At 59.3% G+C, this 12,481-nt stretch carries 5 protein-coding genes, 2 pseudogenes and 2 riboswitches; of the genes and pseudogenes, 3 read left to right on the forward strand and 4 right to left on the reverse strand.

Annotated features, from left to right (window positions below; genetic code table 11):
* The 3 genes and pseudogenes from A3AI_RS44410 to A3AI_RS0138415 all read right to left on the reverse strand — a co-directional run.
* Positions 1-426, reverse strand: a pseudogene (locus A3AI_RS44410) (Fe-S cluster assembly protein SufB); the annotation flags it as partial.
* Between the two features lie 196 nt (positions 427-622).
* Positions 623-817: pseudogene (locus A3AI_RS49660) on the reverse strand (4Fe-4S dicluster domain-containing protein).
* A gap of 1,074 nt (positions 818-1,891) precedes the next feature.
* Entirely contained in the window at positions 1,892-2,539 is a 648-nt protein-coding gene (locus tag A3AI_RS0138415) for a CoA transferase subunit A (RefSeq protein ID WP_024520593.1), read from the reverse strand.
* Between the two features lie 2,249 nt (positions 2,540-4,788).
* Here A3AI_RS0138415 and A3AI_RS0138420 point away from each other — a divergent pair.
* From A3AI_RS0138420 to A3AI_RS0138430, 3 genes are all read left to right on the forward strand, one after another.
* Entirely contained in the window at positions 4,789-5,148 is a 360-nt protein-coding gene (locus A3AI_RS0138420) for a hypothetical protein (RefSeq protein WP_036051299.1), read from the forward strand.
* 29 nt (positions 5,149-5,177) lie between these two features.
* Positions 5,178-5,397: riboswitch (cobalamin riboswitch) on the forward strand.
* A 115-nt stretch (positions 5,398-5,512) separates the two neighbouring features.
* Positions 5,513-8,416 carry a ribonucleoside-diphosphate reductase subunit alpha gene (locus A3AI_RS0138425; protein WP_024520595.1) on the forward strand — a complete coding sequence of 968 codons (2,904 nt, stop codon included), beginning with the start codon at positions 5,513-5,515 and terminating at the stop codon, positions 8,414-8,416.
* A 12-nt stretch (positions 8,417-8,428) separates the two neighbouring features.
* Positions 8,429-9,574 (forward strand): ribonucleotide-diphosphate reductase subunit beta, encoded by a 1,146-nt coding sequence (locus A3AI_RS0138430; RefSeq protein WP_024520596.1) that lies wholly within the window; start codon positions 8,429-8,431, stop codon positions 9,572-9,574.
* Positions 9,575-9,826: 252 nt separating this feature from the next.
* Here A3AI_RS0138430 and metE read toward each other — a convergent pair whose 3' ends face one another.
* Positions 9,827-12,160 carry a 5-methyltetrahydropteroyltriglutamate--homocysteine S-methyltransferase gene (gene metE / locus A3AI_RS0138435; protein ID WP_024520597.1) on the reverse strand — a complete coding sequence of 778 codons (2,334 nt, stop codon included), beginning with the start codon at positions 12,158-12,160 and terminating at the stop codon, positions 9,827-9,829.
* A 100-nt stretch (positions 12,161-12,260) separates the two neighbouring features.
* Positions 12,261-12,462: riboswitch (cobalamin riboswitch) on the reverse strand.
* Positions 12,463-12,481 lie beyond the last annotated feature (19 nt).

The raw sequence follows: 12,481 nt of genomic DNA on the forward strand, positions 1-12,481 counted from the left end.
GATCTTGTGCTTGACCTCGTCGGTCTCGCCGACCTTCGGCTCGACGCCTTCGAGCATCGCGACTTCCCGCAAGGGAATGCCGAGCTTCTCATAGGTCTTGAGGATCTCCGGATCGATCTCGTCGAGCGAGTTGACCTGCTTCTTCGGCTTCGGCGCCGCGTAATAATAGAGGTCCTGGTAGTCGATCTTGGGATAGTCGACACGCGCCCAGGTGGGTTCGGTCATAGTCAGCCAGCGGCGATACGCCTCCAGCCGCCACTGCAGCATCCATTCCGGCTCGTTCTTCTTGGCCGAGATAAAACGGACAATGTCCTCCGAAAGACCCTTCGGGGCCTTCTCGGATTCAATGATTGTCTCGAATCCATATCGATATTGGTCAACGTCGATCCGGCGCACCCGGTCGACCGTCTCTTGTACGGCTGGCATTGCTCACTCACTCGGAAAGGAGGGCTCCGGGAACCTCCGACAACGACCGTGTGTCCGCTTCGCCTTATGGGCTGTCGCGATCGGCGATTGGAGCGGCTCACCGGCGGCGATCAATCCAATCAGGCTACTGATCAGACAGGCGACCGGCAGAGCCTTGATATAGTTGGACGCCATCAAGCCTCTCATCAGCGTTTCTCTATGCCGGGACGCAGGTGCCGAGCACAGGGCAGACAACGGCGCATTGCGGGTGGCAAAATGACCTTCGCATTCAGTGCATTTTTTTGGGCCCATCACATATATATCGTTCCTGAGGCTCTATCGCGGCTTTTTGAACAATCAAATTCTCACGCGCCGCAACGGTGCATTGGGAGGCGATTATCTTGTGAGCAATCACTGCGGCTCCTTGGGCAAGCATGCGGGCCGGCATGTTCCCTTCAAGGCTCGTGCCAAAGTCGATGCTTGATTTATCTTATGTTTTCTGTCTCGCGGCTACCGCAGATCTGGCAGATGCCCCTCGGCCAAAAGGCCGACGCGCAGCGGGAGCATGGCCATACCAGCTTTTCAAGAACGGCCTTTGCGTTGGCGGATCCGACGGTGCCGGCCGCACATTGGCTTGTTCGCAACAAGTCGCGTGTTTGCTTCCGGACAGAGACCGTCTGCGCTGTGCAACCCATCCTCGGAAACAGCCGGGCGCTCCGGCAATTGGCCCCTCTCTTGCTTCAGTCCTCAATGAACCGCACAGCTCAAATACTTTTCTGATCCTGCCGCAGACCGCAGCTACGTGCAATGTCACTCCAATGTCTTCAGGAAGACATCACAGGAAGAACCCCTTTTGGGTTGTCATCCTCGGCACCAACGAGATTGCGCCAGCGATCGCCATATAGCTTGCGCGCGCCGGTTGTTGCGCGCTGCTTTCCCATGACTCCAGTGCATTGGCATCCGCACCAAGATGGCCTTTCACGACGCATTGTTTTCCGGCATCCGCCTAGGAATCCAGTCACCGCTAGCTCCGTTACCACCAGATCGACCCATCGGGATGACGTGAGCGGAAGCATGCATTTTTGCACGGTTTTCGATTTCTCTTTTGTGGGTATGGCATCGCCGCGTAGACAAGCTTGGCGGACTGGGTCCATCCTCCCCCGATGCCTGTTGCAACCATGCCCGCGATCATCTCGTTAGCAGGCGCCCCTCCGGGTCGACCTGCACGCTGCCAAGCACCGTGACGGTCACATGTCCGTCACGATCAATCCAATGACATCGCGCTGTGAAAGATTTATGCGCCGGAACTGTGCTGATCGTGCACGCGCCCGCAATGCCTTATTCGGCGATTGGTCCAGCGCCGTTTTCCGATTGGAAGCACACCTTTAGGCCGGACGGAACATTATCGGTCACAAGGGTTGGGGCGCCAATCCCAGATTGACCAGAACGCCCCGAGCGAAATTCGAGCCTTTTGTGCGTCGATGCTTCACCTATTCACTATGAGGTAGTCAACATGCGGCGCCGGCGTGGCGACATGGTCCGGCGCAATCACGCCAGCCGGAACAATGTGTTCAGCCGTGACAATGACGGTATTGGCCGCCATCGCCATCACAGGATTGAATTTGCGCGTGGTGAGCGCGTAGGAAAGGTTGCCAAGATGGTCGGCTTGAAAGGCGTGAATCAGCGCAAAATCCGAGCGAAGAGCGGTCTCAAGGAGGAAGTTTTTGCCGTCGAGCTGGACTTGTGGCTTCCCATCTTCAACCGCTGTCCCTATGCCGGTAGGCATGAGCACCCCGCCAAGTCCATGTCCACCTGCACGAATGCGTTCAAGGAGCGTGCCCTGCGGGACCAGGTCAACGGCGATCTTCTTCGCTGTCATCTGTTCCTGGACCTTTGGGTTCAGCCCGACGTGGCATGCAATCATGGTTGAGACAAGACCCGCGTCAAACAGCTTGCCGACGCCTCTCCCGGGTACGGCCCCATCGTTGCTAATCAGGGTCAGCGCATCTTTCTTCTGTCGCACCAGCTCGTCGAGGAGACGCTCCGGCGTTCCAATGCCCATAAACCCGCCGACCATGATTGTTGCGCGGTCCGGAATCATTGCAACGGCCTCTTGGGCAGAAACGGGTTTCATTTCGATGCTCCGATCGTCACCTAACGAACGCTGAGCGCGCCGTCTCCGGTCGGTTAACAGCCCGCGAGTTCCGGAAATGCCTCAGTTCGAGCCGAGCCTGAGCGACCGTTGCAGCATGCGGTCCGAGTCGGATGCCCCTTTGCGGCAGAACTTTGGGCTCCATCGATCACCTCAGAATCGATAGCAATATTGGTTGACGTCAGTCCGGTCCCGCCAATCGCCTCCAGAATGATATGTATGCGACGGAGCTGAAGAGTGCATTGGAGGGTTCGAACTCCCGTGCCGGACCTCGGCGCACTGAGATACAATAAGTTTGCAACCCACTGCTTGGATCCGCTGAGCTGCCATTTTGAGCAGATTCTTCCATTCAAGGCTCATGCCAATGCGGCGACCTAATTATCGCGGCCATTTTTTCGCCTCATGCGCGTCCTGGCCAACAGCGTCTCGCCTCCTGCCCAACAAATCAGCCTCAACAGGGTATTGTTGTATTCAGTCTCCGCGCAAATCCTACGCGGCCTGACGAACGTCCAGCGAACGCGGGCGCGGTGGTCGACACAAGGAGCCCGCGTCGTAACATCTCTTGGGGATAGCGATCTGCGACAGGTCGGAGCGCATCTTGGCATCGGTCGGCACTCAACAAGTGGCCGAACGATCACGCCCAACCTAGTCCCGCTGTTCGGTAACGATGCTTAGCTGGCGTTGAGCGTAGTCAGATTGAGCAAGCTCGCCTTCAAGGAAACCGGGAGAGAATGGCTTCGGCTGCACTCGGAGCGGCTCGCCGGCGGCCGTCGAGCGCGAGCCACCGTCCGAGAGCGATGGGGGTCAAAGTCCAAGCCGTTCCCCAGTGGATGGGATTTGGTGCGCGGCACTGAAAACTAAGGCGCCCGCCCATGCCAAGACGATGCAGTTGATCCCGTCCCCTTAAGAGGAGTGCGATGTCTGGAAGCGCGTAATATGAGGTGAGATCTGAAAGGCTTTGTTCACTCCGGGCGGGATCAGTCTTCCGAAGCGGCCTGCTAATTCGCTTACCGTAGGCGATGTTAGATTACGAAACAGAGCACGACAAAAATGCCCGGCCCCTTCTGGGGGCCGGGCAAGTTAGTCGGGAGGAGCGACGCTGCAGTGCATCGCACCGGCTTCCATCGGTAGAGGGAGGTCACTACCGACGGTCCATTTGCGGCAAGGGCATTCGCCGCTAACTTGTAGCCAGTAGCAGGACGACATCCGTCCGGAAGAAACGTGGCCTGGCTTACTTATGTGACATCGAAAATAGAATACAGACGGCTCGATAGTTGCCTACACCAAAGCCCACCAGGTGGACTTCATTTCGCCTTGCGGCGCCGTGGGCGCGTGATCAGAGTCAAATAAATGTCACCTCGCGCAGGAGTCTGCCGGTACGACCGATACCTCATGGGCCCATTGATCGGGATTTACGGCTCATAATCATCGAGTGTCTCGGCCAGCAGAGTTTGATGTCCCTTTCTTCTCCTGATCCTTTGTTAGCAGCCCTGCCGCTCACCAGTACAATCGATTGTTTTTATAGAATACATCCGCCCCATGGATGCCCGCAGGTTGGCCCAAATCGGCCTCGTCAATCATTTCCCCGCGCACCGATAATGGCCCACCGCAGTTTCTAGTGACTGCGAATCAGCAGCACTACAACTTCAAATTGCTGAACAGGAGTCAGTTGTCGGTTGCGATACAAATTGCCATTGGCTCAGCACATTGCAACGCGGTTCCCGCCCGCCGGCTCTCTTTTCTTCTTCATTCGCCTCGATCTGGCCGGAAACCATTCGAAGCAGACTAACCGAAGCCTGACGAACGTACCTATCTCTGGACTGCGCGCAGGGTTCTCTCCCAGAACGGAGACTATGCGCCGCCCGGCAAGACTTTTGCAGGCAGATGATCTCGTCCATTCACGAGGATCGACGTTTCAAAAAATGCGGCGTTTTCCCGCTCATTGGCATGGCCGCAACATGGCGACTGAGCGCAACGTGCCTTTCCATCGTTTGGGCGACCGCTCATGATCGATGAAAAGCCGTCTTTCTTCGCTCCCTGTGCCTCTGCGCGATGAGACATGCGTGCACAAAGGGACACCAGGGTACTCTTATTTGAATCGGTCGAACATTGCGGCCGGCCGGACCGTCGAATTTGTTCCTTCGACGCAGCTGACTTCGGGCAGCAGACAGAGGGCTCATCAAGCCATTCGGCTCTTCAAATCGGTGTTTCGGAGTGAATTGAGATGCATCGTGGTGCAACGCCAGGTCCGCGTTGCCATTACGTGCCCCGACGCAACGGAAGAGGACATTCTGCGAGTTTGCGCTATCGCCGAGCAACGGCTCATGCGGCTCCAGCAAGAACCCCTTACGGCGAAAATGGTCGAGGAAATTCTCGGCATCACAGGGGCCGAGCGACGGCGGTGGTCGAAGGACGGCAGGCTGCCCAATGCCGGCCATGCGCTCTTCAGCCAGGGCAGGAAACAGGTCGGGATTTTTCTCTATCCTCCAGATGCGATTCGTCAGTTGGCGAAGCGCCTCGATACAATCGCTGACTGGCGCTTGCGTGACAAGGATCCCGCATTCAACAGAGAAACCCCGCCGCCATCTTAGATGCTCTTGACATCCTGCCGCAAGTAATTACTACATATAGGCGTCACGGTCCGCCATATCGCAAGATTTGGTGGCTAAGAGGGAAGCCGGTGGATCGCAGCATCCTCGCGAAAATCCGGCGCTGCCCCCGCAACTGTAAGCAGTGAGTCGCTCCCGGCCTTCGAGTCACTGATGCGAAATCGCATTGGGAAGACAAGGGAGTGACGGCGACCTGCGAGCCAGGAGACCTGCCGCGACACCACAACACGTCCACGGGCGGGGTGTCCCGGCGGCTTGCATGCATATCCGGCGTCTCGCTGCCGGCTGGTCTGCAACGTCCTCCTTTGCCCCGTCCAACTGCAACACGCATCCACGGGGCTCATTGATGTCTTTGAACTTGCTCGACGCGGAAAACCTTTCCGCTCCCATCATCCAGTTGCGTCCGGAATCGCTCGCTGCCGTTCCCAGCGAGCCCGCGATGCAGATCATTCGTCGCAACGGCAAGGTATCCCCGTTCGATTCCGCCAAGATCGGCGTTGCGATGACGAAGGCGTTCCTCGCAGTGGAGGGCAACACGGCGGTTTCTTCGCGACGCGTGCATGAGATCGTCGGGCAGTTGACGACCGATGTGGTGGCCGCGCTGATGCGGCGCGCCGGCGAAGGCCGCACGTTCCACATCGAAGACGTGCAGGACCAGGTCGAACTCGCGCTGATGCGTAGCGAGAATCACAAGGTCGCGCGGGCCTATGTGCTGTATCGCGAGGATCGCGCGCACAAGCGCGCGGAGGAAACCGCCGAACAGGCAACAGCCGCCGCGGAATCGACGGTTCACGTCACATTGACCGATGGATCGCGTGTCAGGCTGGACAGCAAGCGGCTCGAACTCATCATCAATGAGGCCTGCGCCGGCCTCGATGGTGTTTCCGCCGCTCCCGTGCTGGCCGAGACCATCCGAAATCTCTACGACGGCATCAGCCAGGATGAGCTCGCGCTTGCCTCCATCATGGCGGCACGAACGCTGGTGGAGCAGGAGCCCAACTACGCCTATGTCAGTGCCCGCCTGCTGCTGGACAAGCTGCGCGGCGAGGTCCTGTCCTATGTCCAGGGCGTGCCGACAAATGCCTCGCAGGCCGACATGGCCACCAGATACGCGGAATATTTTCCGGCCTACGTCAAGACCGGCATTGCCGCGGAGCTGCTCGACCCAGAACTGGCGCGCTTCGATCTCGGCAGGATCGCCGCCGCGCTGAAACCCGAGCGCGATCTGAAATTTCAGTTCCTGGGACTGCAGACCCTCTACGATCGTTATTTCCTGCACGTCCGCGGCAAGCGGATTGAGTTGCCGCAGGCCTTTTTCATGCGGGTCGCCATGGGACTTGCGCTACGCGAGATCGATCGCGAGGCCAAGGCCATCGAGTTCTATGACCTGCTGTCGTCGTTTGATTTCATGGCCTCGACACCGACGCTGTTCAACTCGGGCACGCTCCGCCCGCAGCTTTCCTCGTGCTTCCTCACCACCGTCTCCGACGATCTCGACGGCATCTTCAAGTCGATCAAGGATAATGCGCTGCTTGCCAAATATTCCGGCGGTCTCGGCAACGACTGGACGCCGGTCCGCGGCCTCGGCTCGCACATCAAGGGCACCAATGGCGAGAGCCAGGGCATCATCCCGTTCCTGAAGGTCGCCAACGACACGGCCATCGCCGTGAACCAGGGCGGCAAGCGCAAGGGCGCCGTCTGCGCCTATCTCGAGACATGGCATGTCGATATCGAGGAATTCCTGGACCTGCGCAAGAACACCGGCGACGATCGTCGCCGAACCCACGACATGAATACCGCCAATTGGGTGCCGGATCTGTTCATGCAGCGCGTCGCGCAGGATGCCGAATGGACTCTGTTCTCCCCAGACGAGGCATGCGATCTGCACGATCTGACCGGCAACGCCTTCGCCGACCGTTACGCGTTCTATGAAGAGAAGGCGGCGCGCGGCGAGTTGCGCGTGTTCAAGAAGGTCCGGGCCACCGACCTGTGGCGACGCATGCTGACCATGCTGTTCGAGACCGGCCATCCCTGGATCACTTTCAAGGACCCCTGCAACCTGCGCTCGCCGCAGCAGCATGTCGGCGTGGTGCATTCCTCGAACCTGTGCACCGAGATCACCCTGAACACCTCGGCCGACGAGGTCGCCGTCTGCAACCTCGGCTCGATCAATTTGCTCAGTCACGTCGGCCCGAACGGGCTCGACCTCGACAAATTAAAGCGGACCGTGACGATCGCGGTACGGATGCTCGACAATGTCATCGACATCAATTTCTACACCATCCCCGAGGCGCGCCGCTCAAACCTGCGGCATCGCCCCGTAGGCCTCGGCCTGATGGGTTTCCAGGATGCGCTGCATGCGCAACGGATTCCGATCGCGTCGGATGCGGCCGTTGAATTCGCCGATCGCAGCATGGAAGCCGCGAGCTATCACGCCATCGCTGCCTCGTCCGAACTCGCGGCCGAGCGGGGGCGGTATCCCTCCTTCGACGGTTCGCTCTGGTCGAAGGGCATCCTGCCGATCGATTCGATCCAGATCCTGGCTGACGCTCGGGGCGGCCTCGACATGGATCGCTCGACGACGCTGGATTGGGACGGCCTGCGGAAAAAGGTGATTGCCAGCGGCATACGCAATTCCAACGTCATGGCGATCGCGCCGACCGCGACCATTTCCAACATCTGCGGTGTCGCCCAGTCGATCGAGCCGAACTACCAGAACCTCTACGTCAAATCGAACATGTCGGGCGATTTCACCGTCGTGAACGACTTCCTCGTTCGCGACCTCAAGGCGCGCGGGCTCTGGGACGAGGTCATGGTGTCGGATCTGAAATATTTCGATGGCAGCGTTGGCCAGATCGACCGCGTGCCTGACGACCTCAAGGCGCTCTATGCGACGGCCTTCGAGATCGACAGCGCGTGGCTGATCGAGGCCGCCTCACGCCGCCAGAAATGGATCGACCAGGCACAGTCGCTCAACCTGTACATCGCCAATCCCTCGGGCAAGAAGCTCGACGCGCTCTACCGCCTCGCCTGGAATCGCGGACTCAAGACCACCTATTACCTGCGGTCGCGGTCCGCGACCCATGTCGAGAAATCAACCCTGAAGGGCACCGACGGCAGGCTCAATGCCGTGTCGGCCACGTCGATGGCGTCGCATGCGCCGATCATTGTGCCGGCGGCTGCCGAGCACGAGATGGAGGGCATCAAGGCCTGCCGGATCGATGATCCCGATTGCGAAGCCTGCCAGTAAGGAGAACGAGATATGCTCGACTGGTCAGACACCGAACCCACGGCCGCGCCTGCGATCCCCGTTACGGCATTGCGCCCGGCCGTCCAACTGAAGCTTGAGCCGGTCGACCAGACCGGCCTCGGCTCTATTGATCGCTCCGGCGGCCGCGTCTCGGTCGACGAAAAGCGCATGATCAATTGCCGCGCCGACGTGAACCAGCTCCTTCCGCTCAAGTACAAATGGGCCTGGGAGAAATACCTCTCCGGCTGCAACAATCACTGGATGCCGACCGAAGTTTCGATGCAGGCCGATATCGCGCTGTGGAAATCACGCGATGGCCTCACCGAGGACGAGCGGCGCGCGATCAAGCGCAATCTCGGCTTTTTCGCCGCATCGGAATCGCTGGTCGCCAACAACATCGTGCTGGCGATCTACCGCCATCTCACCAATCCGGAATGTCGGCAATATCTGCTGCGGCAGGCTTTCGAGGAGGCGGTGCACACCCATACCTTCCAGTACATCGTTGAAAGTCTCGGCCTCGACGAGGGCGAACTGTTCAATATGTATCGCGAGGTGCCCTCGATCACCGACAAGGCGGCATGGGCGATCAAGCACACCCAGCATCTCGACGATCCCGATTTCAAGACCGGCACGCCGGCCGCGGACCAGGCTTTCCTCCGTGACCTTGTTGCCTTCTATGTCATCTTCGAGGGCATGTGGTTCTACACCGGCTTTGCGCAGATCCTCTCGCTCGGCCGCCGCAACAAGATGGTCGGGATCGCGGAGCAGTATCAGTACATCCTGCGCGATGAAAGCATTCATCTGAACTTCGGAATCGACGTGATCAATCAGATCAAGATCGAGAACCCGCATCTGTGGACGCCGGTATTCCAGGATCAGGTTCGCGGTATGATCCGCGAGGCGGCAGAGCTCGAGGCGGCCTATGGCCGCGATACGATGCCGCGCGGCTTCCTTGGGCTGAATGCCGCACTTTGCGAGCAGTACATGTGCTTCATTGCCAATCGCCGCTGCGCGCAGATCGGCCTGACGCCTGTCTTCGCGGAGGCGGAGAACCCGTTCCCATGGATGTCTGAAACGATGGATCTCAAGAAGGAAAAGAACTTCTTCGAGACCCGCGTGATCGAGTATCAGAACGGCGGGGCACTGAGATGGGATTAAGCACGATCCCGTGGAGCCCGGCTTGGGGTTTCCGCACCGGCTACGCCAATCGGTCCAGCGCGAAATTCGCGCTGGACCGGAATCCCATCACCACTTCGCCGAGGTCGGGAGTTCGGACCTCTGGGCGGCGAGCCGTGATAGGCCGGATTGGAAGACCGTGCGGAGCACAATTCTTAGCCTCGGGCACGCGGATAATAGCGCTTGCAAGGCGATACCGCTGGTCGGGAACTGCATCCGCGAGCACCATAGGCATCAGGATAGCGCTCGCAACTCGCGCGCGGCTGCAACCATGTTGACGAGGGCGGGGCGAACCTCCTCCCACCTCCTGGTTTTCAAGCCACAATCAGGATTAATCCAGAGCTGCGGATCGGATAGCCGCTGCCGGGCCAGTGTGATGAGGCCCTTCATCTCGGCCGTCTCCGGGACGCGTGGCGAATGGATGTCGTAGACACCGGGCCCGATCTGATTTGGGTATTTGTAGCTGGTGAAGGCATCGAGTAACTCCATCTTCGACCGAGACGTCTCGATCGAGATGACGTCGGCATCCATCGCAGCGATCGCATCGACAATGTCGTTGAACTCGGAATAGCACATGTGAGTGTGGATTTGCGTTGCGTCGCCGACACATGACGAGCAGATGCGGAAGCTGTCTACCGCCCAGTCGAGATAGGTCTTCCACTGCGATTTGCGCAGCGGCAGGCCCTCGCGCAACGCGGCTTCGTCGATCTGGATCATGGTCGCACCGGCTTTCTCGAGATCGAGCACCTCGTCTCGGATCGCGAGCGCTATTTGACGGCACGCCTCGCTTCGCGGAATGTCGTTGCGCACGAAAGACCAGTTCAATATCGTCACCGGCCCGGTTAGCATCGCCTTCATCGGCCTTTCCGTCAGCGATTGCGCGTAGCGCCACCAATCGAGAGTCATCGGCCTTGGTCGGGAGACATCCCCGAACAGAATCGGTGGCCGTACGTAGCGCGAGCCGTACGACTGAACCCAGCCGTGTTTGGTGAAAGCAAAGCCAGAGATTTGCTCGCCGAAATATTGCACCATGTCATTGCGCTCGAACTCGCCGTGCACCAGCACGTCCAGCCCAATGTCCTCCTGCCAGCGCACCGCGCGCGCCGTCTCCTCTTTCAGGAACTGCTCGTACTTCGCATCACTCAGCGTGCCGTTTGTATGGGCAGCGCGAGCGCTACGAACTTCCGCTGTCTGCGGGAACGACCCGATTGTGGTGGTCGGAAATACCGGTAGTGCGAACCGGGCCCTCTGGACTTCTGCTCGCTTGGTGAACGCGTTGTTGCGACGACGCATGCCATCGTCCATCGCTGCCATTCGCCGGGCGACATCCGCATTGTGAATTTTGGGTGAGGTTTCGCGAGCAACCGCTGCTGCCTCCGAAACCGCGAGCGCATCATGCACGCCGGCGTAATCCCCGCCGAGCGCTCGGCCCAGTGTCACCAACTCCTTGATCTTCTGCACCGAGAAAGCCAGCCAGCTCTTAACGTCGGAATCAAGATCGGTCTCGAGCTCAAGATCAATGGGAACATGAAGGAGCGAGCACGATGGCGCAATCTGAACCCGGTCGCTGCCCAGTTTTGCAACCGCGGGAGCCAACCGCTCGAGCAGCGCCGAAAGATTCGAGCGCCATACATTGCGACCATCAACGACGCCGAGGGAGAGTACGAGTTCCTTGGGAGCCCTCATCAGGATCGCGTTCAGCTGATCTGAACCGCAAACCAGGTCAACGTGAAGCCCTGCAACCGGCAGTGCCAGGACGGTCTCCAGATTGTCGCCGATTGCACCAAAATAGGTCGTCAACATGATCTTCAAGGCAGGGATGTCCTTGGACAATCGGGCATAAGTCCGACGAAGCGCATCCCGGGAGGCATGATCGAGGTCCTGAACCAGGCAAGGCTCATCGAGCTGAACCCACTCAGCGCCCAGCGTGGAAAGTTCGCGAAGAATATCGGTATAAACCGGCAACAGCCGATCAAGCAGCGACAGCGGATTGAATGCCGGATCGGCGCTCTTCCCGAGCTTCAGGAATGTGACCGGCCCAACCAGCACCGGCCGCGTGTGGTAACCCAGGCTTTTCGCCTCTTGATATTCGTCGATCGGCTTGCGAGAGGACAGCCGGAACGTCTGATCCTTGTGGAATTCAGGTACCATGTAGTGATAGTTCGTGTCGAACCACTTGGTCATCTCCTGGGCTGGCGCACCAGCTCCCTGTTGGGCGTGACCGCTCCTCCCGTCATGGCACTTGCCTTGCTCGCCACGAGCCATGGCGAAATACGTCTTGAGCGATACCGGACCTGCGGTCCAGTCGTAAGTGTCTGGAACGGCACCAACCATCACACTGGTATCGAGCACTTGGTCGTAGAGCGAGAAATCATTCGACGGAATGATTGTAGCTCCCAGTGATTTTTGCCGCGCCCAGTTCGCGGCGCGAAGCCCGGCCGCCGCCTCAAGAAGCTGGTCTTCGTTGGATTTTCCGGCCCAATAGCTCTCAAGCGCGAATTTGAGCTCGCGGCGGGGACCCATGCGCGGCAAGCCGAGTGTGGCGACGGGAAGTGAGACAAGAGACATAGCTTCAACCCCTTCGTTGGGGCAAAGGCCATGGCGGACGCGTGCAGGGAGGTCGCGGGAGCGACGGCTGCTCGGCGCACCACCGGGACACCCCGCCCGTGGACGATATGTTGTCGGGGCAGGTCTCCTGGCTCGCGGGTCGCTGCTGCTGTCCGGCCTTCCCGAAGCCGCAGTGGCTTCAGTGACTCATGTTGGACAGCAGCTCGCCGCTTACAGTTGCGGGGGCAGCGCCGGCGTCACACCGGCTTCCCTCTTAGCTCCAAGTCAACGGGACTCGGAGAACCTCGACAACGCTTTTTATCGGGATCGAGAGCCGTTCGT

It is taken from the genome of Bradyrhizobium sp. Tv2a-2, assembly GCF_000472425.1.
Classification (GTDB): Bacteria; Pseudomonadota; Alphaproteobacteria; order Rhizobiales; family Xanthobacteraceae; genus Bradyrhizobium.